The following is a 24,649-nucleotide window of genomic DNA, read 5'->3' as shown; positions in this document are numbered from 1 at the left end:
GAGTCCTCAGCCGGGACGCCGGTTCCCGATGTTTCGGAGCGATCATCAGGGTGGGACAATCTTCGGCATGTCTGCCGATGTGCCGTCCAGCCGCAAGCCCCGGGTGCTGTCCGGGATCCAGCCGACCGCCGACTCCTATCACCTGGGCAACTACCTGGGGGCGGTCCGCAACTGGGTGGCGATGCAGGAGACGCACGACGCCTTCTACTGCGTGGTGGACCTGCACGCGATCACGGCGGGGCACGAGCCGAAGCTGCTGCGCGAGCGTACCCGGGTCAGCGTGGCGCAGCTGCTGGCGCTCGGCCTGGACCCGAGCCGGTGCACGCTGTTCGTGCAGTCGCACGTGCCCGAGCACGCCCAGCTCGGCTGGGTGATGGGCTGCATCACCGGGTTCGGCGAGGCGAGCCGGATGACCCAGTTCAAGGACAAGTCGAGCAAGTCCGGGGCGGACCGGTCCAGCGTCGGCCTGTTCACGTACCCGATCCTGCAGGCCGCGGACATCCTGCTCTACCAGGCCGACGCGGTGCCGGTGGGCGAGGACCAGCGCCAGCACCTGGAGCTGACCCGCGACCTGGCGCAGCGGTTCAACACCCTGTTCGGGCAGACGTTCAACGTGCCCGCGCCGCACATCGTCAAGGAGACGGCGAAGATCCTGGACCTGCAGGACCCGACCGCGAAGATGTCGAAGTCGGCGTCCACCGCCAACGGCCTGATCGAGCTGCTGGAGCCCGCGAACCGGTCCGCCAAGAAGATCAAGTCGGCGGTCACCGACACCGGCCGCGACATCATCTTCGACGCCGAGAACAAGCCGGGCGTCAGCAACCTGCTGACCATCTACTCGGCCCTGTCCGGTCGCGGCATCGACGAGCTGGTCACCGCGTACGACGGCAAGGGCTACGGCGACCTGAAGAAGGACCTCGCCGAGGTGGTAGTCGAGTTCGTGACCCCGATCCAGCAGCGCACCCAGGAGTTCCTGGACGACCCGGCCCAGCTGGACAAGTTGCTGGTCATCGGCGCCGAGAAGGCCCGCGCCGTCTCGACCCGCACCCTGGCCACGGTGTACGACCGTATCGGCTTCCTGCCGGCGTCAGCCGGCGGGAACTAGTAGCTCTGCCTGCCGGCGTCAGCCGGCGGGAACCAGCTCTGCCTGTCGGCGTCAGCCGGCGGGAACCAGCAGCGCCGCCTGGCGCCCACGCGCTGAGTGACGTTCTGCCCGCCGCCGTCCTTTCGATCAGGGCTTTCGATCAGGGTGCGGCGGCGGGTGCCATGCCCGATCCTGACGTGGGAGGGAGGTGTGCCGTGGAACGGACCATCGGCATCGCCATCGGCATACCCCAGCCGTGGGGCGCCGAGCTCGACGCGGCGCGCGCCTCGACCGGCGACCCGCAGGCGGCACTGATCCCGGCGCACGTCACGCTGCTCGGCCCGACCGTGCTGCCGGTCTCGGCGGAGCTCGACCGGCGTATCGACCGGCTGCTGCGCAAGGTGGCCGCCGCCAGTGCGCCGTTCGCGATCCAACTGCGCGGCACCGGCACGTTCCGGCCGGTCAGCCAGGTGGTGTTCGTCGCCCTGGCCGCGGGCATCGCCGAGTGCGAGCGCCTGGCCGCCGCGATCCGGACCGGTCCGCTGCGGCGGGAGCTGGTGCATCCGTACCACCCGCATGTCACGGTGGGGCACGACGTGCCCGGCCCGGCGCTGGATGGCGTGTTCGAGCAGATGGCGGACTACTCGGCCCGATTCACGGTGGACCACTTCACCCGATACGAGCACACCGGCGACGGCAGCTGGGAACCGCTGCGCGACTACCCGCTCCGCCCCCGCTGACCGTCACCCGCCGGGGAGGCGACAGTTTCGGGGAAAGTGCCGGAATCTTGGCGGCTGAGGCTGCAGTTTCCCTGAAACCGCAGCCTCAGCGGTCCGTCAGGCGGTCCGTCAGGCGGTGAGGCGGGCCGAGATGCGGGCGAAGGCGGCCTTGAGCTCCGCCTCGGACGGCGGCTCGAGGGCGGCGTGCCCGTCTTCGTCCTCGTGGTCATGATCGTGGTCGTGCTCGGCGTCGTCGTCGAGGACGTCGTCGATCTCGTCGGCCTCCTCGGAGGCCAGCCGCTGGGCGACCGAGATCTCGCCACGGATCTGCTCGATCGAGGTGGCCGGCAGCAGCGGTTCGACCACCGCCATCAGGTCCTCGTCGGCGACGACGTGCTGGGCGAGAGCGAGGGCGTGCGCGCGCTCGTACGGCCCGCAGACGACCGGCTCCCACTCCTCCTCGTCGTCCAACGGCCCGAAGGTGATGATCCAGGGAAGGTCGAGCTGCGGCGAACCGGCAGGCAGCTCCAGCGTCACGAGTGCACCCACGCGACCATCATCGTGGCTTGTCCTGCTTCTGGGGCGCTTTCGGCCGATCCGGCGCGTCGGAGTCGTCCACGCCCTCCAGCTCGTCCGCGGCCTCGGGCTCGTCCGCGGCCGCCTCGGCGGCGGTCACCGACGCGGCGTCGCCGGGTGGGGTCCAGTCCAGGTGGTGCTTGCGGGGGCGGCCCCAGGCCAGGTCGAAGACCTTGCCGTGGGTGGAGGTGGCGGCGTAGGCGACGGCCCACAGCACGATCTGGTTGAACAGGTACAGGTACAGCAGCAGGCCGACCGCGGCGGTGACGGCGACGTACGCGACGTTGTTCTCGGTGCGCTGGACGAAGTAGTGGCCGACCGAGTTGAGCAGCGTGATGCCGACGCCGACGATGCCGACGGCGGGCAGCAGCCGTTTGGGTGTCATGTGCACCCGGGGCAGCGTGGTCATCAGCGCGAACCCGATCATGGCGTTGATCAGGATGGTCAGCGCGTATGAGCCGAGGTTCACCCATACCCACCAGTCGGAAAGCCGGTCCACCAGCCGGTCGAGCAGGTCGACGGCGGTGATGGAGACGCCCATCAGCAGGCCCAGCGCGATCAGCATGCCCAGGTCGGTCAGGCGCAGCACCAGGAAGTTGCCCGGGTGCTGGTCCAGCCCCCAGATGGCGCGCTGCGAGGAGCGCCAGGCGTCCACCCAGCCGATCCCGGCCAGCACGAGGCTGATCAGACCGACCCAACCGATCGAGACGGCGGCGGTCTTGAGCTGGTCGGTGTTCATCGCCGGGAAGTACTGCTTGAGGAAGGTGTCGACGTCGCTGACGAGTTCCGTGTTGCCGGAGAAGACCTTGACCAGGACGGCGTACACCACCATCGCGAGGGCGAAGGTGGCGAAGAAGGCGTAGTAGGCGATGGCCGCCGCCAGGCGACCTGCCAGCACGTCGGCGTAACGTTCCTTCATCCGCCACAGGTGGTCGAACGCGGCGGAGCGCTTGCGGGCCCACATCACGGAACCTTCATACCGGGCCGTGACCGAATCGGCCATCCGTTGAACGCGATCGAAGAACGCCACCACGCCCTCATCTTCCCGGATCTTGCGCCGCGACGACCGCCGGGCCCCAAGATCCGCGAAGTTGCCTGGCAATCGGGGGTATCCGGAGACGCCGGGTGCCCGATTGCCAGGCAACTTGGGTGATCTAGGCGAGGAGCCAGAGGGTGGTGTCCGCCGGGAGGGTGCCGGGGGTGGGGACCGGCGAGCTGGTCAGCAGCGGGGTGCCGGACAGGCCCAGCTCGGCCAGCGTGATCGGGCGGTCGGCGATGTTGGTGATGACGACGACGCCGGGGTCGCGGCGGAACGCCAGTACGCCCTCGGGGGCGTCGAGCCACTGCACCGTGCCGCCGCCGAGGGCGGGCAGCTCGCGGCGCAGGCGCAGCGCGGCGCGGTAGAAGTTCAGCGTCGACTCGGGGTCGTTCTCCTGGGTCTGGGCGGTCAGGGTCTCCCACTTGGCGGGCTGGGGCAGCCACGGGGTGCCCTGACCGTCGGGGTTGAACCGGAAGCCCTCGTCCAGCGTGCCGCCCCAGGGCAGCGGGACCCGGCAGCCGTCGCGGCTCTCGCCGGTGCGCTTGAACGACGGGTCCTCGCGCAGCTCGTCGGGCAGGTCCAGCACCTCGTTGAGGCCCAGCTCCTCGCCGTTGTAGAGGTACGCCGAGCCGGGCAGGGCCAGCATCAGCAGCGTCGCGGCGCGGGCGCGGCGCAGGCCGACGCTGCCGTCGCCGTAGCGGGTGACGTGGCGGAACTTGTCGTGGTTGGACAGCACCCAGGTGGTGGGCGCGCCGACCAGGTCGGCCTCGGCCAGCGACTTGTCGATGATGGTACGGAACGACGCCGCGTCGAAGTCGGCCATCATGAAGTCGAAGTTGAACGCCTGGTGCAGCTCGTCGCGTCCGATGTAGCGGGCCAGCCGCTCCGGCGACTCCACCCACGCCTCGGCCACGGCCATCCGCCCGCCCGGGTACTCGTCCAGGATCGGCCGCCACTCGCGGTAGATGTCGTGCACGCCGTCCTGGTCGAAGTAGGGCAGCCGCTCGCTGCCCAGCATCTCGACCTGTCGCCCGCCGTCGTCGGATGTGCGTCCGACCGAGGGCAGGCCCTCCGCCTTGATCATGCCGTGGGCCACGTCGATGCGGAACCCGTCCACGCCCCGGTCCAGCCAGAAGCGCAGCACCTCGCGGAACTCCGCGCGGACCTCGGGGTTCTCCCAGTTGAGGTCGGGCTGCTCGGGGGCGAACAGGTGCAGGTACCACTGACCGTCGGGCACCCGGGTCCAGGCGCGGCCACCGAAGATCGACTCCCAGTCGTTCGGGGGCAGCTCGCCGTTGTCGCCCAGGCCGTCGCGGAACATGTACCGCTCGCGCTCGGGGGAGCCGGGGGCCGCCGCCAGCGCCTGCTGGAACCAGACGTGCTGGTCGGAGGAGTGGTTGGGGACCAGGTCGACGATGACGCGGATGCCGAGCGCGTGCGCGTCGGCGGCCATCGCGTCGAAGTCGGCCAGGGTGCCGAAGCGGGGGTCGACGTCGCGGTAGTCGGCTACGTCGTAGCCGCCGTCGGCGAGCGGGGACGTGTAGAACGGGCTGAGCCAGATCGCGTCGATGCCGAGCTCGCGCAGGTACGGCAGCTTGCCCCGCACGCCCTGCAGATCACCGGTGCCGTCGCCGTCGCCGTCGGCGAAGCTGCGCGGATACACCTGGTAGACGACGGCGTCACGCCACCAGTCGTCGTTTGCCTGCGTGGTCACTGGCGGTCCTTTCCAGGGGTGCGCATGAGCGGCTGCGCGAGATGTGCGTCGGTGTTACTCGTCCATGGGTCAGCGCGACCACGTCAGTGTGGCCGAGCAGAAATCAACCTATGAAGGATGTCGCGCAAGCTACGCAAGAGTCAAGCAAGTGTTTTCAGAAAGTTTCAGCCGTCACGCTGACCGTCACGTCACCCGCTGTAGGCGGCGGTTGAGCCCCGAACGACCAGTTCCGGTCGGAAAATGTACTCCGAGTGGGGGGCCGGGTGTCCCTTGATCTCATCGACCAGTGCCCGTACGGCCGCCACGGCCATCGCCCGGACGGGCTGGCGCAGCGTGGTCATGGGCGGATCGGTGAACGCGATCAGGGGTGAGTCGTCGTAGCCGACCACGGAGACGTCGGTGGGCACCTGTAGTCCGCGCTGGCGCACCGCCCGGATCGCGCCCAGCGCCATCAGGTCGGAGCCGCAGACGAAGCCGGTCACGCCGCGGTCGAGCAGGCGCGACGCGGCCGCGTCGCCGCCCTCCACGCCGAACAGCGACAGCGAGATCATCTCGTTGATCTGGGCGTCGGACAGGCCGAGCAGGCGGCGCATGGCCGACCGGTAGCCCTCGATCTTGCGCTGGACGGGCAGGTAGCGGTCCGGGCCGGAGATCAGGCCGATCTTCTTGTGCCCGAGCGCGACCAGGTGCGACACGGCGAGCTCGCCGGCGGCGCGGTCGTCGCAGGAGATGAAGGGGGCCTCGATGCCGTCGGCGTACCCGTTGACCAGCACGATCGGCAGGGGTCGCGCGATCAGCTTGCGGTAGCGCTCGGGGTCGCTGGTGGAGTCGGCGTGCAGGCCGGAGACGAAGACGATGCCGCTGACCTGCCGGTCGAGCAGCATCTCGACGTACTCGTCCTCGGTGACGCCGCCGGGGGTCTGGGTGCACAGCACCGGCGTGAAGCCCTGCTGGGCCAGCGAGGTCTCGATGATCTGGGCGAACGCCGGGAAGATCGGGTTGTCCAGCTCGGGAACGACCAGGCCGACCAGGCCCGCGCTACGTTTGCGCAGGCGAGCGGGCCTTTCGTAGCCCAGCACATCGAGTGCGGTCAGCACGGCCTGCCGGGTGTCGGCGGAGACACCGGGGCGGTCGTTCAGCACTCGGGAGACGGTGGCTTCGCTGACCTCCGCCTGCTGGGCGATGTCAGAGAGTCGTGCGCGCATGGCGGCACTCTAACGCAGGAGAGCGTGATCTGGAGAGTCCGGAACTGAAAGGACTTCCAATCTCTGCAAAGACTTGCTAACCTCCCGGCAACAAACTTCATATCAGCAAGCATGACCCCGGCAACGGGGTGCTGCCGTACGTCAGCAGTTCTGGAAGATCTTCCAGCGCGGCGTATCGCGGCTGGCACCACCCCCCGCCCGTGTGACGAACCTGTCGCGTGGGCGCTGACTGACCCAGACATTCCCCCAAGGAGCGCACATGCGTCGCACCGCCCGCGGGATCGCTGTCGTTGCCTCCGCCGTTCTCGCCCTCGCGGCGGCGGCGTGCGGCAAGGACACGCCCGAGGCCCCGAAGAACAACCCCGCGGACCTCAAGGCCGAGCTGACGTGGTGGGACACGTCCGACCCGGCGAACGAGGGCCCGGCGTTCAAGGAGCTGATCGCCAAGTTCAACACGACCTACCCGAACATCAAGATCAACTACCAGTCGGTCCCGTTCGGTGAGGCCCAGAACAAGTTCAAGACGGCTGCTGCGGCCAAGAGCGGCGCCCCGGACATCCTGCGCGCCGAGGTGGCGTGGGTGCCGGAGTTCGCCTCCCTGGGCTACCTGTACAACCTCGACGGCTCCGAGCTGCTCGCCGACGAGTCGGACTTCTTCCCGACCCCGATGGGCTCGAACAAGTTCGACGGCAAGACCTTCGGCGTCCCGCAGGTGACCGACTCGCTGGCGCTGCTCTACAACAAGAAGATGTTCGCCGACGCGGGCATCACCGAGGCCCCCAAGACCTGGGCTGACGTCAAGACCGCCGCCGCGGCGATCAAGGCCAAGTCCGGCAAGGACGGCCTGTTCATCAACCCCGGTGGCTACTTCCTGCTGCCCTTCATCTACGGCGAGGGTGGCGACCTGGTCGACACCGCCGGCAAGAAGATCGTCGTCAACTCGGCGGCGAACGTGGCCGGTATCAAGGTGGCGCAGGACCTCGTCAAGTCCGGCGCCGCGGTCAAGCCGCCGGCGGCGGACGGCTACGGGACCATGATGACCCTGTTCAAGGAGCAGAAGGTCGCCATGATCATCAACGGGCCGTGGGAGGTCAACAACGTCCGCTCGGCGACCACCTTCGGTGGCATCGAGAACCTGGGCATCGCGCCGGTCCCGGCCGGTTCGGTCAAGGCGGGCGCCCCGGTCGGCGGCCACAACTACGTGCTGTACTCCGGCATGGCGCAGGACAAGGCCGCCGCGGCGGTCAAGTTCGTGAAGTTCATGTCCTCGGCCGAGTCGCAGGCGTTCCTGGCTGACAAGCTCGGCGTGCTGCCGACCCGCAAGTCGGCGTACGACATCGCCTCGGTCAAGTCGAACCCGATCATCTCGGCCTTCGGCCCGGTCATCGCGACCGCCTCGGCCCGCCCGTGGATCCCGGAGGGCGGCCAGTTCTTCGGCCCGCTCGACGCCATGGCGACCGAGACCCTGGTGCAGGGCAAGGACGCGAAGACCTCGCTCGACGCGGTCGCGCAGAAGTACCTCAACGAGGTCGTGAAGAACTACACGCTCTCCTGAGCAGGCGGCGGGGGGGGGGGGGGGCCGGGGGGGGCCCCCCCCCCCCCCCCCACACCAAACGCCCCCCCCCGCCGGCGGGGGGGGCGGCCCCCGCGGGGCCCCGCCCGCCGCCCCGCATATCCCTTTCCGGGCACTGCCAGCCCGCGTCACCACCCCTGAACCTCGGAGCCCTCCGTGAGCACAGTGACGGCGACACCGCCCTCCACGACCAGCCCGGCCTCCCGCAACCACCGGCCCGCGAACCGTCCGTCCTGGCTGCGCCGCAGCTGGGACCGGCACTGGTACGCCTGGGCGATGGTCGCGCCGGTGGTCGCGGTCCTCGGCGTGCTGATCATCTACCCGCTGGCACGCGGGGTGTTCCTCTCCTTCACCAACCTGACCGAGGCCAACCAACTGGCCGAGATCTGCACCAAGTCGATCACCGGCACCGAGACCTGCAAGGCCAACCCCGACGCCTGGCACATGGTCGGCTTCGACAACTACGTGGACGTGCTCTCGGGCAAGGTCGGCCAGTTCTGGCAGTGGTTCGGCATCACGCTGCTCTGGACCGTCGGCTGCGTGGTGTTCCACTACACCATCGGGCTGGGCCTGGCCGTGATGCTCAACCGGCCGATGCGGGGCCGCGGCGTCTACCGCGTGCTGCTGATCCTGCCGTGGGCGGTGCCGGCGTTCGTGTCGGCGTTCGCCTGGAAGTTCATGTTCAACGAGAAGTTCGGCCTGTTCAACGCGCTGTTGACCAAGGTCGGGCTGGACCCGGTCGAGTGGTTCGCCGACTGGAAGACCTCGCTGCTGACGGCGATCCTCACCAACATCTGGCTGGGCGTGCCGTTCATGATGGTGGCCCTGCTCGGCGGCATGCAGACCATCCCCACCGAGCAGTACGAGGCCGCCGAGATCGACGGCGCCAGCCCGTGGCAGCGCTTCGTCAGCATCACCCTGCCCGGCCTGCGTTCGGTCAGCATGACCGTGATCCTGCTGGGCACCATCTGGACCTTCAACATGTTCCCGGTGATCTTCCTGGTCACCCAGGGCCAGCCCGCCGGGCAGACCGAGATCCTGGTGACCGGCTCGTTCCGGGCCGCCTTCGAGGGCCTGCGCAACTACTCGCTGGCCTCGACATACGGCGTGCTGATCCTGTCGATCCTGCTCGTCTTCTCCGTGTTCTACCGGCGCATGCTGCGCAAGCAGGGTGAGGTGTGGTGACCATGTCCGAGAGCTACTCGCCAGTCCGGGAGGCGTCGACCAGCCGCCTGCCGCAGGCACCCAACCGCATGCCGCAGCCCCTGACCCGGGCGGCTCGGCCCCGCAGCAAGCGCTCGCCGCTGGCCTCGCTCGGTCTGCACGGCACGCTGGTGCTCGCCTCGCTGATCGCGATCTTCCCGATCGTGTGGGTGATGGCCGCGTCGTTCAAGCCCAAGGAGTGGATCCAGAGCACCGAGCTGACGCTGGTCAAGGAACCCACCCTGGCCAACTACGAGTACGTGCTCACCCAGACCAACTTCCCGTCCTGGGTGTTCAACTCGGTGCTGGTCGCGGCCGCCACCATGTTCTTCGGCATCCTGATGTCGGCCACCGCCGGATACGCGCTGTCGCGGTTCAACTTCCCCGGCCGCCGCCAGCTGATGCTGGTGTTCCTGGTGACGCAGATGTTCCCGGTGGCGATCCTGATCGTGCCGATCTACCAGATCATGGCCGCGTTCGGGCTGATCAACACCCACGCGTCGCTGATCATCGCGTACCTGACCATCGCGGTGCCGTTCTGCTCCTGGATGCTCAAGGGCTACTTCGACTCGATCCCGACCTCGCTGGACGAGGCCGCCTCGATCGACGGGTGCGGGCCGTTCATGACGTTCTGGAAGGTGGTCATGCCGCTGGCCCGGCCGGGCGTCGCGGTGACCGCGTTCTACACCTTCCTCACCGCGTGGGGCGAGCTGGCGTACGCGTCGGCGTTCATCCAGACCGATGACAAGTTCACCCTGTCCTACGGCATGCGCCAGTTCGTGCCGCAGTTCAACCCGCAGTGGGAGTACCTGACCGCGGCCGCCGTGCTCGTCACCGTGCCCGCCGCGCTCGTTTTCCTCTACGTGCAGCGGCACCTGGTCTCCGGTCTCACCGCCGGTGGGACCAAGGGCTGAGCGCGGGACACCAAGCAGGAGGGAGAGGCCGGATGACGTTGGCGAACCAGCCGCACCACGACGGGTCCGGCCTCTATGTGTCCCACGCGACACCCGCGCTCGGCGACACCGTCACGGTGTGGGTGCGGGTGCCCGCGGCGGCCGGGGTCACCGCGGTGCAGGTGCGGGCCACGTTCGACCGCGAACCGGTCGTCTACGCGGCCGAGGTCGACCCCGACCGCGCCGGTGCCCGACTCGGCGGCTACGGCGCGTCCGACGTCTGGTGGCGGGTGCGGCTGCGGGCGCGTAACGGCGTCACCAACTACCGGTTCCGGCTCACCCCGGCGGGCGGGCCGCCGTACTGGCTGACCTCGGCGGGCGTGGCCGAGCACGAGGTCACCGACGACACGGACTTCAAGCTGGTGTCGTACGAGCCGCCGCCCGCGTGGGCGGCCCAGGCCGTGGTGTACCAGATCTTCCCCGACCGCTTCGCCCGCTCGGCCGCCGCCGGGCCGCAGGACCCCGACGCGCTGCCGGACTGGGCGCTGCCCGCCGACTGGGACCGCGACGAGGCGCAGGGACGGGGTCCCGGCACCGCCGAGCAGTTCTTCGGCGGCGACCTCGACGGCATCACCGAGCACCTGGACCACATCCGGTCCGTCGGCGCGGACACCGTCTACCTCACCCCGATCTTCCCGGGCCGCTCCAACCACCGGTACGACGCCTCGACCTTCGACGCGGTCGACCCGCTGCTCGGCGGCGACGACGCGCTGGCCCGGCTGGCCAAGTCGGTGCGCGAGCGCGGCATGCGGCTGCTCGGCGACATCACCACCAACCACACCGGCGCCGCGCACGAGTGGTTCCGGGCCGCCCTGGCCGACCCGGACGCGCCCGAGCGCGGCATGTACTACTTCCACTCCGACCAGCCGCTGCCCGCGCACGGGTACGAGTCGTTCTGGGACGAGCCCCGGCTGCCCAAGCTCGACTGGTCCAGCGAACTGGTGCGCAGCCGGATGGCGGCGGTGCTGCGCCGTTGGCTGGAGCACTTCGACGGATGGCGCGTCGACGTCGCCCACCAGACCGGCCGCCGGGCCGGGCAGGACGACGGCCACGACGTCGCCCGGATGCTGCGCGCCGCGCTGCCCGCCGACGCGGTGCTGCTGGCCGAGTACACCCACGACCCGACCGCGGACATGGACCGCGACGGGTGGCACGGCACCATGAACTACCTCGGCTTCACCCGGCCGGTGTGGACCTGGCTGCGCGGCGGAGACACCGAACTGTCCGCGTTCTTCGACGTGCCGGGGGACGTGCCGCGACGGCCCGGGACGGCGGCGTACGCCACGATGCGGGCGTTCGCGGGCCGGGTCTCCTGGCGCACGCTGCTCAACTCGTGGACCATCGTCGACTCGCACGACACCCCGCGCATCCGCACCATCACCGGCTCGCGCGAACGGCACCTGGTCGCGGTCGGCCTGCTGGCCACCTACCCGGGCGTGCCGATGCTGTACGCGGGCAGCGAGTTCGGGCTGACCGGCTGGAACGGCGAGAACGCGCGCACCCCGATGCCGTGGCGGCGACCCGAGGACCGCGACGAGCCGACGCTCTCGGCATACCGGGAGCTCATGGGCCTGCGCACCGCCGAACCCGCACTGCGCGACGGCGGCCTGCGCTGGCTGCACGCCGACGCCGACACCCTGATCTACCTGCGCGAGACGGAGTCCGAGTCGCTCCTGATCGCGGCCCGCCGCGACGCAGGTGACCCGGTCGTGCTCCCGCTCGGCCTCACCCCCGGCACCCGCGTGCCCGCCCTGTACGGCCCGACCGAACTCGTGGTCGGCGACGACGGCGCGGTCACGCTACCCGGCGACGGCCCCGGCTTCGGGGTCTGGCGCCTGACCTGATCAACCTGGCATGATCCATAACCGCATGATCAGCCGCCGCCAAGCCGCGGCCGACGTGCCCGAAGCAGGCGGTGGTGGCGCGCGGTTCGACCCCGTGCGCCACCACCAGCCGTATTCCTGGCGCCTGCCTCCGCAGGCGCGGCGCGCTCGCTCTGCTCTATGGCGCCTGCCTCCGCAGGCGCGGCGCGCTCGCTCTGCTCTATGGCGCCTGCCTCCGCAGGCGCGGCGCGCTCGCTCTGCTCTATGGCGCCTGCCTCCGCAGGCGCGGCGCGCTCGCCTTTCAGGCGGCGTCTTCCCTCGTCGCTGCTGGGCCTTTGGCCCAGTCACGCTCCTCAGTCCAGACGCCGCCGGCGAGCGCGCGGGGGGCCTGGAGGTAAGGAAGGGGCCCTTCTTATCGCTTTGCGTAGGGGAAGGGGCCCTTCTTAACCCTGTCCGCCGCAGGTTGCGGGCATGGTTGGGGCGGGGTGGGGTTGGGCTGGTGGACATTAGTCAGCGTGTCTGGTTGATCCACTGTGGCGAGGGGTGCCTACGCTGGCGCGGTGCCCAAGCCGCCGCTACGTCCCGATGAGCTGACCCGACGGATCTTCCGTGGGGCCGATGCGGTGCGCTCGGGGCTGCTCACTCCAGCGCAGCTGCGCAGCACCGCCTGGCAGCCGCTGTTCCGGGGTGTGTACGCCGACCGAGCGCTCACCATCACGCACCGCCTGCGCTGCCTCGCCGTCGTCGACTTCCTGCTGCCCGAGGATGGCGTCATCGCGGGCCGCTCCGCCGCGAGCCTGTACGGCGCGCCGTACGAGGCGGACGGGCCGGTGGAGGTGCTGACGGCGGGCCGGTTCGGGCCGATGGCGGGGCTGCTGGTGCACCGGGGGGCGGTGCCGGACAAGGACATCACCCGGCGCACCGACGGGATCCGGGTGACGACGCCGCAGCGCACCTGCTGGGATCTGGCCCGATGGCTGGACCTCGCCGACGCGGTGGCGCTGATCGACGTGCTGACGACGCGGCGGGTGGTGAGCACGGGCGCGCTGGTGGAGTACGCCAACGCCCGGATCGGCACGCCCGGGTGGAACCGGCTGCTCAAGGCCGCGAACCTGGCCGACCCAGCGGCGCGCTCGCCGCTGGAGAGCCGCCTGCGGGTGAAGTTGGCGCAGGCCAACCTGCCCGCTCCAGTCCTGCATTACGTCGTCGAGACCGGTGACGGTCCGGCGCCGTCGCTGGAGCTGGCGTGGCCGCAGCAGCGGGTCGGCGTGGTGTGCGAGGCGGACGAGGCCCAGCGGCGCCCACGCGTGCCGGTGCCCGACGAGGCGGGCTGGACGGTCCTGACCGTGACGACGGCGCGCCTGACCGAGGATTTCGACGGGTTGGTCACCGACCTTCGCGCGGCTCTGCGCGGCCGCCGCCGTTAGCCCGCCCGTCGCCGCTGGCCCGCCCGTCCTGGGACCGTCGCGGCGTCGGCGCTGCAGTTTCGGGGAAACTGCTGGAATCCGAGGCCGCTTTCGCGCAATTTCGGGGAAACTGCACGAACGGGACCTGCACGAAACGGGACCTGCACGAAACGGGACCTGCACGAAACGGGACCTGGAGGAACCGTCCCGCCCGGGGTGGGCGGGACGGTCGGGGTCAGTGCCAGAAGACGGCGACCGCGGCGTTGATCAGGGTCAGGCCGATGATCGCGAAGAAGTGACCGGGGTTGACGCTCTCGCGCTTCTTCACGAACGGCACGATGACCATGATGAAGATCAGCAGCGCGATGACGCCCTTGACCGCCAGCTTGGTCGGGTCGGGCTGGATCGCGCGGCCCAGCGGCGCGCTCAGCGCGATGCCGGAGAGCAGCTGGATGCTGGCGCCCCAGACCATGACGGAGTTGACGCGGATCTTGCCGGACAGGTACTGGACCACCGCGCCGCCCAGGAGCAGGGCGAAGCCGACGAGGTGCACGTACCGCAGAATCAGACGAAGAGCCTCCACGAACGCTGAGGGTACGCCAGGGGCGGGTCGATCCGTCAGCCAGGAGCGTCCGCAGGAAACGCCTTGTTCATGGCCGGTTGTCGGGTTCGCTCGGGCCCTGGTCGAAGCATTTTCGTGATTCTTTACACGTCGGGGTCACGCGCGGGTAACGAGCGTTCAACAACCCTGCACGATTGTCGTTCGAACGGCGGCGTGGAAGGTACGTTGCCTGACGAGGTTCACCGTGCCGTCGCCTGGGATCCGGGTGTTCGTTCGTCGCGCGGTGTCTTTATGGGAGAGGAGACCGTCTTGCGCCCTGTGCGTGGGATGAAGATTGTCGCGCTCGTCGCGGCGGCCGGCCTGGCTCTGGCCGCGGCCGCCTGCAGCAAGCCGACTGAGGAGCCGAACGCCGGCTCCACCAGCGCCGCCGCGGCCAAGTTCGAGGCCTGCATGGTGACCGACACCGGCGGTATCGACGACCACTCGTTCAACGCCTCGTCGTGGGCGGGTATGCAGGCTGCGGCCAGCGCGAACCCGGCCATCCACGCGGGTTACACCCCGTCGACCACCATGGCCGACTACGACCCGAACCTGGCCCAGTCGGTCAGCAAGGGCTGCCAGTTCGTGCAGGCCGTCGGTGGTCTGATGGGCGACGCCACCAAGAAGGTCGCCACCGCGAACCCGAAGGTGCAGTTCGCCATCGTCGACGCCGGCAACCAGGGCCTGAGCAACGTCTACCCGATCCAGTTCGAGACCCAGCAGGCGGCGTACCTCGCCGGCTACCTGGCCGCGGGCTACTCGAAGTCGGGCAAGGTGGGCACCTACGGCGGTATGAAGATCGCGCCGGTGACCATCTTCATGGACGGCTTCGCCGACGGTGTGGCCGCGTACAACAAGGCCAAGGGCAAGAACGTCCAGCTGCTGGGCTGGGACAAGGCCAAGCAGGACGGTCTGTTCACCGACGACTTCGTCAGCCAGGAGAAGGGCAAGCAGAAGTCGGACACCCTGGCCGCCCAGGGCGCTGACGTGATCTTCCCGGTCGCCGGTGGCGCGGGCCTCGGCACCGCCGCCAACGCGGGCAGCAAGTACGTCGTGATCTGGGTCGACGCCGACGGCTTCGCCACCACCAAGTACGGCTCGGTCATGCTGACCACGGTCGTCAAGAACTCCACGGACGGCGTCAAGGACGCGCTGACCAAGTCGGCTGCCACCCCGGGCACCCTGCTGACCGGCGGCTTCCTGGGCACCCTGGAGAACAACGGCGTCTCGCTGGCGCCGTACCACGACTTCGACAGCAAGATCGACGCCGGCCTCAAGGCCGAGATCGACAAGCTCAAGGCCGACATCATCGCGGGCACCATCAAGGTGGAGTCCCCGGCCCAGCCGAAGTGACACCCGGCCGCTCCGCTCGGTGAGATCATCGCCGTAACGGGCGGCCACCCCTGAACACGGATCCGGCCGCCGCCCGCACCGCCGACAAGGCGGAGCGGGTGGCGGCCGGTTCCCTTCACGCCGCGAAGGGGGAAGTGGACCACCCCCGCCGGCGCCCACATAATGAGCGGGCACTCGCGCCGGGGTGCCCGGACTTCTGGAGGTCGGAGCTGAGACTCGAACTGCGCGGCATCACCAAGCGCTTCGGTGACCTCGTCGCTAACGACAACATCAGCCTCACCGTGGAGCCCGGCGAGATCCACGCCCTGCTCGGCGAGAACGGTGCGGGCAAGTCCACCCTGATGAACGTGTTGTACGGCCTGCTGCAGCCGGACGAGGGCGAGATCCTCGTCGACGGCGCACCCGTACGCATCAAGGGGCCGGGCGACGCCATCAAGGTCGGCATCGGCATGGTGCACCAGCACTTCATGCTGGTCCCCGTCTTCTCCGTCGCGGAGAACATCATGCTCGGCACCGAGCCGGTCAGGGGCGGTCTGATCGACCGCCACAAGGCGGCCTACCTCGTCCGCGAGGTCTCCCAGCGGTATGGCCTGCCCCTGGACCCCGACGCGATCATCGAGGACCTGCCCATCGGCATCCAGCAGCGCGTCGAGATCGTCAAGGCGCTGACCCGCGAGGTCGACCTGCTCATCCTCGACGAGCCGACCGCGGTGCTCACCCCGCAGGAGACCGACGAGCTGCTCGAGGTCATGCGCGGTCTCAAGGCGGCGGGCAAGTCGATCGTCTTCATCACGCACAAGCTGCGCGAGGTCAAGGCGGTGGCCGACCGGATCACCGTGATCCGCCGCGGCCGGACCGTCGGCACGGCCGAGCCCACCGCCCCCGAGTCCGAGCTGGCCGAGCTGATGGTCGGGCGCAGCGTGGTGCTGGAGGTGCCGAAGGAGGAGGCGACCGTCGGGGCTCCCGTACTGGAGGTCTCCGACCTGGTCGTCGCCGACGCCCGCAACCACCGCGCCGTCAACGGCGTGGACCTGGTGGTGCGCGGCGGCGAGGTGCTGGGCATCGCGGGCGTGCAGGGCAACGGGCAGTCCGAGCTGATCGAAGCGATCATGGGCCTGCGTCCGGTGCTGGCGGGCAAGGTGACGCTGGAGGGCCAGGACATCACCGACCGGCGGCCGCGCGAGGTGCTGGCGGCGGGCGTCGGCTACGTGCCCGAGGACCGCAGCGTGGACGGCCTGGTCAAGGAGTTCTCTGTGGCGGAGAACCTGGTGCTGGACCTGTACCGGAACGCGCCGTTCGGCGGGCGGTTCGCCCTCGACCTCGACGCCATCGACGCGTCGGCGCAGCAGAAGATCGCCGAGTTCGACGTGCGCACCCAGTCGGCCGAGCAGCCGGTGGGCTCGCTCTCGGGCGGCAACCAGCAGAAGGTGATCGTCGCCCGGGAGATGTCCCGGCCGCTCAAGCTGCTGATCGCGGCGCAGCCGACCCGCGGGGTGGACGTCGGCTCGATCGAGTTCATCCACGCGCGCATCGTGGCCGAGCGTGATCGCGGCGCGGGCGTGCTGGTGGTCTCCAGCGAGCTCGACGAGGTGGTGGCGCTGGCGGACCGGGTCGCCGTGATGTACCGCGGCCGGGTGCTGGCCGTGGTCTCCCCGGACACGCCCCGCGAGACCCTGGGCCTGCTGATGGCCGGGATCGACCCCAGCTCACCCACCCCCGGCGCAGAGGTGACCGCATGACATCACACGAACCGCTCGAGGCGCACGAGCCCGTCGGGGCGGAGCCTCCGGCGACCGCCAGCTCGCCGGACAAGAGCCCGGCCAAGGAGACGCCGGTGTTCGACCAGTACACGGTGACCGCGGACGAGCCGCCGGTGGGCCACCACCGCGCGGCCGAGCCGGCCAAGCGCTCGTTCGGGCAGGTGCTGCGCGAGGAGCTGTGGGCCGACAACAGCGTGACGGTGACGATCCTGGCGATCGTGCTGGCGCTGTTCTGCGGCGGCATTTTCATGATCGTCGGTAATGCCGAGCTGCGCGAGCAGTGGAGCTACTTCTTCTACCAGCCCGGCAAGACGCTCGCCGAGAGCTGGGACTTCGTCAGCACCGCGTACGGCGACATGTTCAAGGGCTCGATCGTCAACCCGGACACCGCCAACCGGTGGTACTGGAACATGGCGCCCTGGCAGCAGGTCTTCTACCCGATCACGGAGACGCTGACCTACGCCGCGCCGCTGATCTTCACGGGTCTGGCGGTGGCGGTGCCGTTCCGGGCCGGCCTGTTCAACATCGGCGGTCAGGGCCAGGCGGTCATGGGCGCCATCGGCGGCGGCACCGTCGGCCTGGCGCTGTCGACCACCCCGTGGGTGCAGGTGCCGCTCGGCCTGATCGCGGGCGCGCTGCTCGGTGGCCTGTACGGCTACCTCGTCGGCGTCCTCAAGGCGCGCACCGGCGCGCATGAGGTGATCCTGACGATCATGTTGAACAACATCGCGTTCCTCTTCCTGGGCTGGTACATCCTCCAGGAGGGGATCAAGGACCCGAACCGGCCGGACGCGATCAGCAAGCCCATCGCGGCCTCCGGCTACCTGCCCAAGCTGATCCCGGACCCGCTGCTGCGGGCCAACCTCGGCATCATCCTGGCCGTGCTGACCGCGGCCGGGGTGGCCTGGCTGCTCAAGCGGGGCCGGTTCGGCTTCGAGCTGCGCGCGGTCGGCCACAACCCCAGCGCCGCCGCGACCGCGGGCATCGGCGTCGGCACCACGCTGGCGCTGACCATGGCGCTGGCGGGTGCGCTGGCCGGCCTGGGTGGCACCGCGGTCGCGCTGGGCACCGCCCCGGCGCTGACCGGCGACATGCTCGGCCAGATCGGCTTCAACGGCATCCTGGTCGCGCTGCTGGGCCGGGTGCGGCCGTGGGGCGTGGTCGGCGCGGGTCTGCTGTTCGGCGCGCTGCAGGCCGGTGGCAACACCATGCAGAACTTCAGCGGCGTATCGCAGGAGCTGGTCTTCGTCATCCAGGCGCTGATCGTGCTCTTCGTCGCGGCGCCCGCGCTGGTGAAGACGATCTACCGACTCCGCAGGTCGCCGGCTGCCGCCGCGCAGGCCGCGCTCGCGAAGGGCTGACATGACGACCTCCACGATGGACGTCGAGCTCGCGGTGCCGACGGGTTACTGGACCCGGGCCCGCAAGACCGGCGCGGTGATGACCGGCCTCGGCGTGCTCGCCACGATCGTGTTCGGCGCGCTCGCCACCAGCGAGGCGGCCCGCTTCGCCTACGGCGAGACGGTCGAGGGCAAGGGCATCGACATCCCGGGCAACCTCGGGGCGATCCTGTTCGGCCTGATCGCCGTCGCGGCGGGGCTGACCCTGCTGTTCACCGGTCGTCACTTCGGCCTGCTGGTCGGGTCGGCGCTGCTCGCCTTCATCATCTCGGCGCTCTGCTGGCAGATGTCGGTCTCCACGTACCACACGATGCCGCTGGGCTCGATCGCCGCGATCACGTTCACCGCGGCGATCCCTTTCATCTTCGGCTCGTTGGGCGGCGTGCTCTGCGAACGCACCGGCGTGGTCAACGTCGCGATCGAGGGCCAGTTGCTCACCGGCGCGTTCTTCGGCGCGTTGTTCGGCACGGTGACCGGCAGCTTCTGGCTGGGGCTGCTCGCGGCGATGATCGGCGGGGCGCTGCTGTCGGCGATCCTGGCGGTCTTCGCCATCAAGTACCTGGTGGACCAGGTCGTGGTCGGCATCGTGCTCAACCTGTTCGCGGGCGGCCTCACCGCGTTCTTCTACGAACAGGTCATGCGGCCGGACACCGACACCTACAACTTCCCCGTCCGCGTGCCGACCTGGCCGATCCCGGGGCTGTCGGAGATCCCGGTGCTGGGCCCGGCGCTGTTCAACGGCACGATCTTCAGCTACGGCTCGCTGATCGCGGTGGCCGTGGTGACGCTGACGCTGTTCCGCACCCGGTGGGGTCTGCGGACCCGGGCGGTCGGCGAGCACCCGGCGGCCGCCGACACCGTCGGCATCCGGGTGCTGGGCCTGCGCTACCTGAACGTGCTGATCGCGGGCTTGGTGGCCGGGTTCGGCGGGGCGTACTTCTCGCTCCAGTCGACCACCGGCTTCAGCAAGTACATGGTCAGCGGGGCGGGCTTCATCGCGCTGGCCGCCATGATCTTCGGGCGCTGGAACCCGATCGGGGCCTTCCTGGCCTCGCTGTTCTTCGGCTTCTTCGGGGCGCTGACGTCGTTCCTGGTCGGTATCGGCAGCCCGATCCCGAGCCAGTTCCTGAACATGCTGCCCTACGTGGCCACCATCTTCGCGGTGACGGGCCTGATCGGCCGGGTGCGCGCACCCGCCGCCGACGGCAAACCCTACGTCAAGGGCTGACGGACATCGTTAGCCCAGAGTAAGGAAGGGCCCCTTCGTCGACTCGCGTCAGCGAGGCGAGCAGCAACTCTGCTCGTTTTGCGATGTAGAAGGGCCCCTTCCTAACCATGCGGAGTGGGGTGTGAGTGATGGAGATCGACTGGGACGGGCTGCGGTCGGCCGCGGTGGCGGTGATGCACCGGGCGTACGCGCCGTACTCGAAGTTCCCGGTGGGCGCGGCGGGGCTGGTCGACGACGGCAGGGTCGTGGTCGGCTGCAACGTCGAGAACGCGGCGTACGGCGTGGTGCTGTGCGCCGAGTGCGGCATGGTGTCGCAACTGCACGCCACCGGCGGCGGCCGTCTGGTCGCCATGGCATGCGTCAACGGCGAGGGTGAGCCGCTGCTGCCCTGCGGGCGCTGCCGTCAGCTGCTGTGGGAGCAGGGCGGCCCGCGGATGCTGATCGACGCCGAGGGCGGCCCGGTGACCATGGCGGAACTGCTCCCGCGCGGCTTCGGCCCGGCGGAGCTGGCCGCCGTACACGGAATCGAATGAGGGTTTTATGAGTGGCTTCGCGGCCGTGGACGTCATCCGGGCCAAGCGGGACGGCGGGGTGCTGACCGACGCGCAGATCGACTGGGTGGTGGACGCGTACACCCGCGGACACGTCGCCGACGAGCAGATGTCGGCGCTGGCCATGGCGATCCTGCTGCGCGGCATGACCGACGCCGAGATCGCCCGGTGGACGGCTGCGATGATCGCGTCGGGGGAGCGGCTGGACCTGTCTCGGGTCTCCCGCCCGACGGTGGACAAGCACTCCACCGGCGGTGTCGGCGACAAGATCACGCTGCCGTTGACCCCGCTGGTCGCCGCGTGCGGCGCGGCGGTGCCGCAGCTGTCCGGGCGCGGGCTCGGCCACACCGGCGGCACGCTGGACAAGCTGGAGTCGATCCCGGGCTGGCGCGCGGCGCTGAGCAACGAGGAGTTCCTGTCCCAGCTGGAAGCCGTGGGCGCGGTGATCTGCCAGGCGGGCGAGGGGTTGGCCCCGGCCGACCGCAAGCTGTACGCGCTGCGCGACGTCACCGGCACCGTCGAGGCGATCCCGCTGATCGCCAGCTCGATCATGAGCAAGAAGATCGCCGAGGGCACCGGAGCGCTGGTGCTCGACGTGAAGGTCGGCACCGGCGCGTTCATGAAGTCCGTCGAGGACGCCCGCGAGCTGGCCCGCACGATGGTGGAGCTGGGCCGGGCGCACGGCGTCGACACGGTCGCGCTGCTCACCGACATGAACGTGCCGCTGGGCCTGGCCATCGGCAACGCGGTCGAGGTGCAGGAGTCGCTGGACGTGCTGGCCGGCGGCGGCCCCACCGACGTGGTCGAGCTGACCCTGGCCCTGGCCCGGGAGATGCTGGACGCGGTCGGGCTGTCCGACGTCGACCCGGCCGACGCGCTGCACGACGGCCGGGCCATGGACTCGTGGCGGGCGATGATCCGGGCTCAGGGCGGCGACCCCGACGCGCCGCTGCCCGTGGCCAAGGAGGTCGAGCAGGTGCGCGCCGACATCGCGGGCACGGTGGCGTACGTCGACGCGATGGGTGTCGGCCTGGCCGCCTGGCGCCTGGGAGCTGGGCGCGCCCGCAAGGAGGACCCGGTCAGCGCCGCCGCGGGCGTGGTGCTGCACCGCCGCCCCGGCGACAAGGTGCGCCCCGGCGACGTGCTGTACGAGCTGCGCACCGACGACCCGGCCCGCATCCCGGCCGCACTGGACCTGGCCGCCCGGTCGTTCACCATCGCCGACGGCCCGGCCGCGACCCGTCCGCTCATCATCGACCGGATCGGCTGACCGTGGCCGTACCCGCACCCGATCCGCTCGCGGTGCGCGCCGCCAGCTTCCAGGAGCTGCACCGGCTCGGCGTACCGTGCCCGCCCGACACGTTCCCGCTGGTCTGGGAGCCGGAGGACCAGGTCGAGCTGCGCCCCACCGGCGAGCTGGAGGCCCGCGCCGCGATCCTGCACGTGGTGCTGGAGCGCTGCTTCGGCATGCCCGCCGAGGCGGCCGTCGGCTGGCTCGACGGCAACAAGCTGCTGCCCGACGTGACCCAGCCCGAGTGGGACTGGATCACCGAGGAGATCGGCGACCGGCAGTCGTTCGCGCTGCACCTGGACGCGCTGGCCGGACTGGCGTGGACGCTGGGCGTCATCAAGGTGCTCGACCCGCTGCTGCCCCCGGTGCGGCTGATGGAGGCCTTCCCCGACCTGCTGGGCGGGGAGACGTTCGAGCAGTGGCGCGCGCGTACGCTGGCCGCCCCGCGCGACCCCACCGTGGTCGCCGCGGCGCTGGACCTGCACTACTGCCTGGACTGGTCGTTCCAGCAGCTGGAGGCGGCCGGGCAGCCGGTGCCCGGCGAGCTGAACGCCAACGCGATCGGGCAGCGGCGCTGGGCGCTGGAGTGGGCGGTCGTCTTCACCGGGGAGTACCACGATCCGCCGGGCGGCTGGGAAGAGGTCGACCTGTCCACGTAGACAGGTCGACGCCGGCGGTGACCTCGATGCGGTCGGGCAGCCGCCGAGCCAGGTCGGTCAGGTCGACGTGGTGGGCGCTGGGGCCCATGCCGATGAGGTCCAGCGCCTGCTCACGGCTCAGGTCCATGGTCCAGCGGACGGTGCGGGCGCCGAACTGCTCGAACTGCGGCAGCGACGCGGCCAGGCGCCGCTCCTTGGCCTCGTCGACCGCCAGCAGCGGCAACGCCTCGCGGAGCTCGCGCAGGTGGTCGGCGGTCGGGGTGACCACCAGCAGCAGTCCGCCGTCGGCCAGGACGCGGCGCATCTCGGGTCCGTTGCGCGGCGCGAACACGTTCAGCACCAGGTCGGCGCACCCGTCCGCCAGCGGGAGCGGCCCCCAGGTGTCGGCCAGCACCGCCCCGGCCCTCGGATGCGCCTTCGCCGCCCGCCGCAGCGCCGCCTTGCTGACGTCGAACGCGAGTCCACCCGCCTGTGGCCAACTCTCCAGCACCTCCGCGAGGTAGTACCCCGTCCCCGCCCCGAGATCCACCACCAGCGGCGGTCCCTCATTTTGTCGATCACGGTGCCAGGGTGGGAACACGCCGCCGAACACGTCCATAAGTTCATGATCAACGGCTTGGGGGAGGGGGTGGAACAGGGCGGCGGAGTGGGTGCGGGTGCGGGCGTCCACCATGGCGGAGGTGTCGCCCTCGGGGAGCTTGCGGCCGGTGCCGAGGTGGGCGTAGCCGTGGCGGGAGAGGTCGAACGAGTGGGCCGAGGGGCAGCGCAGGGATGACGCGGCGCGGTGGAGTGGCGCGGCGCACAGGGGGCAGCGCAGAGCGCCTATCAGGTCATCGGTGAGCACAGGCAATATCTTGATGCATGTGACACCGAGCTATGACGAGATCGTACGGGCGCCCAAGGCGCTGCTGCACGACCACCTCGACGGCGGGCTGCGCCCGGCCACCATCGTCGAGCTGGCCGCCGAGATCGGGCACGAGCTGCCCGCCACCGACCCCGAGGCGCTCGGGCGTTGGTTCGTGGAGGCTGCCGACAGCGGCTCGCTGGAGCGCTACCTGGAGACGTTCGCGCACACCGTGGCGGTCATGCAGACCGCGCCGGCGCTGCGTCGGGTGGCCCGCGAGTGCGCACTCGACCTGGCCGCCGACGGCGTGGTCTACGCCGAGGTCCGCTACGCCCCCGAGCAGCACCTGACCGCCGGGCTGACCCTGCCCGAGGTGGTCGAGGCGGTGCTGGCCGGGTTCGCCGAGGGCAGCGCGGAGGCGGCCGAGCGGGGCACCCCGATCCGGATCGGCACCCTGCTGACCGCGATGCGGCACGCCGCTCGCTCGATGGAGATCGCGGAGCTGTCCACGGCGTACCGGGACGCCGGCGTGGTCGGGTTCGACATCGCCGGTGCCGAGGCGGGCTACCCGCCCACCCGGCACCTGGACGCGTTCGAATACCTCAAGCGGGAGAACTTCCACTTCACCATCCACGCGGGCGAGGCGTTCGGGCTGCCCTCGATCTGGCAGGCGCTGCAGTGGTGCGGAGCGGACCGGCTGGGGCACGGCGTGCGCATCGTCGACGACATCGACCCGCACACCCGTCAGCTGGGCAGGCTGGCCGGGTACGTGCGGGACAAGCGCATCCCGCTGGAGCTGTGCCCGTCGTCGAACGTGCAGACCGGCGCGGCGACCTCGATCGCCGAGCACCCCATCGGCCTGCTGCGCGACCTGCGCTTCCGGGTGACCCTGAACACCGACAACCGGCTGATGAGCGGCACCAGCATGTCGCGGGAGATGGCGCTGCTGGTGGACGCGTTCGGCTGGGGCTGGGTGGAGCTGCAGTGGCTCACCGTCAACGCGATGAAGAGCGCGTTCATCCCGTTCGACGAGCGACTGCAGCTGATCAACGAGGTGATCAAACCGGCTTACGCGAAGCTGCTGTGAGCAGGTAGCGGGTTCGGCGCAGCAGCGCCGACGCGCTGGTCGGCCGGCAGCCGAGATCGCGCTGCCGGCCGAGCACGACCGGGTCCTCGCGCCACAGCCGCAGGCCCCGGCGCACCAGCACCATGGGCGGCTTGCGGTTCTCGGCCAGGTCGCGGACCAGGCGGCGGGCGAAGGTGACGGTGCGCGGGCGGTGCAGCGCGAGCGCGTCGGCCAGCAGCCCGGCCCGCGCGCAGGCGTCGACGATGTCGGCGGCGAAGATCCCCTCGGCGAAGAAGAGCGGGGCGCCGTCCAGCCGGAACTCGTGCTCGCCGACCCGCTTGCTGAGGCTGATGTCGTAGGCCGGGGTCATGGTGCGACCGGTGGTCGCCAGTTGAGTGACGGCCGTCATAGCGGCCGCCGCGTCCCACGAAAGTGGCGACTCCCAGTCGACGGCATCGTTCACTCGGGGGAGTGTGGGGTCGGTGCCGTCTTTGTAAAAATCGTCGAGGCACAGCACCGGCAGCCCAGTCTGCCGCGCTATGTACGACTTTCCCGACCCTGACGGGCCGGCAAGAAGGATAACTCGGGCGCTTTGGACGCT

Annotated in this window: 21 protein-coding genes and 1 pseudogene; 15 read left to right on the top strand and 7 right to left on the bottom strand. The window is 70.2% G+C overall.

Going from position 1 to position 24,649, the window contains the following annotated elements; all coding sequences use genetic code 11:
* Positions 1 to 67: 67 nt before the first annotated feature.
* On the top strand, positions 68 to 1,105 hold the full coding sequence (trpS, locus tag KUA19_RS03405) for a tryptophan--tRNA ligase (RefSeq protein ID WP_217394541.1): 1,038 nt from the start codon (positions 68 to 70) through the stop codon (positions 1,103 to 1,105).
* A 161-nt stretch (positions 1,106 to 1,266) separates the two neighbouring features.
* Positions 1,267 to 1,824 (top strand): 2'-5' RNA ligase family protein, encoded by a 558-nt coding sequence (locus KUA19_RS03400; RefSeq protein ID WP_217394540.1) that lies wholly within the window; start codon positions 1,267 to 1,269, stop codon positions 1,822 to 1,824.
* A 108-nt stretch (positions 1,825 to 1,932) separates the two neighbouring features.
* Here the strand turns inward: KUA19_RS03400 and KUA19_RS03395 are convergent, their stop codons facing one another.
* From KUA19_RS03395 to KUA19_RS03380, 4 genes are all read right to left on the bottom strand, one after another.
* Complete coding sequence (locus KUA19_RS03395) at positions 1,933 to 2,352, bottom strand: hypothetical protein (RefSeq protein WP_217394539.1); 420 nt, start codon at positions 2,350 to 2,352, stop codon at positions 1,933 to 1,935.
* A 7-nt stretch (positions 2,353 to 2,359) separates the two neighbouring features.
* Entirely contained in the window at positions 2,360 to 3,343 is a 984-nt protein-coding gene (locus KUA19_RS03390) for a YhjD/YihY/BrkB family envelope integrity protein (protein WP_254548433.1), read from the bottom strand.
* A gap of 190 nt (positions 3,344 to 3,533) precedes the next feature.
* Positions 3,534 to 5,132 carry a glycoside hydrolase family 13 protein gene (locus KUA19_RS03385; RefSeq protein WP_217394537.1) on the bottom strand — a complete coding sequence of 533 codons (1,599 nt, stop codon included), beginning with the start codon at positions 5,130 to 5,132 and terminating at the stop codon, positions 3,534 to 3,536.
* Between the two features lie 188 nt (positions 5,133 to 5,320).
* Positions 5,321 to 6,337, bottom strand: coding sequence for a LacI family DNA-binding transcriptional regulator (locus tag KUA19_RS03380; protein WP_217394536.1), 1,017 nt, complete (start codon positions 6,335 to 6,337; stop codon positions 5,321 to 5,323).
* A gap of 259 nt (positions 6,338 to 6,596) precedes the next feature.
* Here KUA19_RS03380 and KUA19_RS03375 point away from each other — a divergent pair, with 259 nt between their 5' ends.
* The 5 genes from KUA19_RS03375 (at position 6,597) to KUA19_RS03355 (ending at position 13,316) form a co-directional block, all read left to right on the top strand.
* Positions 6,597 to 7,892 carry an extracellular solute-binding protein gene (locus tag KUA19_RS03375; RefSeq protein WP_217394535.1) on the top strand — a complete coding sequence of 432 codons (1,296 nt, stop codon included), beginning with the start codon at positions 6,597 to 6,599 and terminating at the stop codon, positions 7,890 to 7,892.
* A gap of 174 nt (positions 7,893 to 8,066) precedes the next feature.
* Positions 8,067 to 9,095 (top strand): carbohydrate ABC transporter permease, encoded by a 1,029-nt coding sequence (locus KUA19_RS03370; RefSeq protein WP_217394534.1) that lies wholly within the window; start codon positions 8,067 to 8,069, stop codon positions 9,093 to 9,095.
* Positions 9,096 to 9,097: 2 nt separating this feature from the next.
* Complete coding sequence (locus KUA19_RS03365) at positions 9,098 to 10,027, top strand: sugar ABC transporter permease (RefSeq protein ID WP_217394704.1); 930 nt, start codon at positions 9,098 to 9,100, stop codon at positions 10,025 to 10,027.
* Positions 10,028 to 10,059: 32 nt separating this feature from the next.
* The gene (locus KUA19_RS03360; RefSeq protein ID WP_254548432.1) at positions 10,060 to 11,910 is read left to right on the top strand and encodes a glycoside hydrolase family 13 protein; all 1,851 of its coding nucleotides are present in this window, start codon (positions 10,060 to 10,062) and stop codon (positions 11,908 to 11,910) included.
* 539 nt (positions 11,911 to 12,449) lie between these two features.
* Positions 12,450 to 13,316 (top strand): hypothetical protein, encoded by an 867-nt coding sequence (locus tag KUA19_RS03355; RefSeq protein WP_217394533.1) that lies wholly within the window; start codon positions 12,450 to 12,452, stop codon positions 13,314 to 13,316.
* A gap of 214 nt (positions 13,317 to 13,530) precedes the next feature.
* Here KUA19_RS03355 and KUA19_RS03350 read toward each other — a convergent pair whose 3' ends face one another.
* On the bottom strand, positions 13,531 to 13,878 hold the full coding sequence (locus KUA19_RS03350) for a hypothetical protein (protein WP_217394532.1): 348 nt from the start codon (positions 13,876 to 13,878) through the stop codon (positions 13,531 to 13,533).
* A 306-nt stretch (positions 13,879 to 14,184) separates the two neighbouring features.
* On the opposite strand from KUA19_RS03350, the gene KUA19_RS03345 reads away from it, so the two are divergent.
* From KUA19_RS03345 to KUA19_RS03315, 7 genes and pseudogenes are all read left to right on the top strand, one after another.
* Positions 14,185 to 15,249 carry a BMP family lipoprotein gene (locus tag KUA19_RS03345; protein ID WP_217394702.1) on the top strand — a complete coding sequence of 355 codons (1,065 nt, stop codon included), beginning with the start codon at positions 14,185 to 14,187 and terminating at the stop codon, positions 15,247 to 15,249.
* 134 nt (positions 15,250 to 15,383) lie between these two features.
* Complete coding sequence (locus KUA19_RS03340; protein WP_308167303.1) at positions 15,384 to 16,988, top strand: ABC transporter ATP-binding protein; 1,605 nt, start codon at positions 15,384 to 15,386, stop codon at positions 16,986 to 16,988.
* Positions 16,985 to 18,370 carry an ABC transporter permease gene (locus tag KUA19_RS03335; RefSeq protein WP_217394531.1) on the top strand — a complete coding sequence of 462 codons (1,386 nt, stop codon included), beginning with the start codon at positions 16,985 to 16,987 and terminating at the stop codon, positions 18,368 to 18,370. Before KUA19_RS03340 ends, KUA19_RS03335 begins: the two co-directional genes overlap by 4 nt.
* Before the next feature lies 1 nt (position 18,371).
* Positions 18,372 to 19,637, top strand: coding sequence for an ABC transporter permease (locus KUA19_RS03330; protein WP_217394530.1), 1,266 nt, complete (start codon positions 18,372 to 18,374; stop codon positions 19,635 to 19,637).
* 128 nt (positions 19,638 to 19,765) lie between these two features.
* A pseudogene (locus KUA19_RS03325) lies at positions 19,766 to 20,161 on the top strand (cytidine deaminase); the annotation flags it as partial.
* 16 nt (positions 20,162 to 20,177) lie between these two features.
* Positions 20,178 to 21,458: a thymidine phosphorylase gene (locus KUA19_RS03320; protein ID WP_217394528.1), complete on the top strand. Its 1,281-nt coding sequence runs from the start codon at positions 20,178 to 20,180 to the stop codon at positions 21,456 to 21,458.
* A gap of 2 nt (positions 21,459 to 21,460) precedes the next feature.
* Positions 21,461 to 22,138 (top strand): DUF4272 domain-containing protein, encoded by a 678-nt coding sequence (locus tag KUA19_RS03315; RefSeq protein ID WP_217394527.1) that lies wholly within the window; start codon positions 21,461 to 21,463, stop codon positions 22,136 to 22,138.
* Here KUA19_RS03315 and KUA19_RS03310 read toward each other — a convergent pair.
* Complete coding sequence (locus KUA19_RS03310) at positions 22,080 to 22,982, bottom strand: putative RNA methyltransferase (protein ID WP_217394526.1); 903 nt, start codon at positions 22,980 to 22,982, stop codon at positions 22,080 to 22,082. The two genes, KUA19_RS03315 and KUA19_RS03310, sit on opposite strands and share 59 nt — an antisense overlap.
* Positions 22,983 to 22,995: 13 nt before the next feature.
* On the opposite strand from KUA19_RS03310, the gene KUA19_RS03305 reads away from it, so the two are divergent.
* The gene (locus KUA19_RS03305) at positions 22,996 to 24,069 is read left to right on the top strand and encodes an adenosine deaminase (protein WP_217394525.1); all 1,074 of its coding nucleotides are present in this window, start codon (positions 22,996 to 22,998) and stop codon (positions 24,067 to 24,069) included.
* On the opposite strand, the gene KUA19_RS03300 is transcribed toward KUA19_RS03305, so the two are convergent.
* On the bottom strand, positions 24,041 to 24,511 hold the full coding sequence (locus KUA19_RS03300) for an ATP-binding protein (protein ID WP_254548430.1): 471 nt from the start codon (positions 24,509 to 24,511) through the stop codon (positions 24,041 to 24,043). The two genes, KUA19_RS03305 and KUA19_RS03300, sit on opposite strands and share 29 nt — an antisense overlap.
* Positions 24,512 to 24,649 lie beyond the last annotated feature (138 nt).

Source organism: Catellatospora tritici (assembly GCF_019083965.1).
Taxonomy (GTDB): domain Bacteria; phylum Actinomycetota; class Actinomycetes; order Mycobacteriales; family Micromonosporaceae; genus Catellatospora; species Catellatospora tritici.
This window is presented reverse-complemented; position numbering and strand designations above follow the sequence as displayed.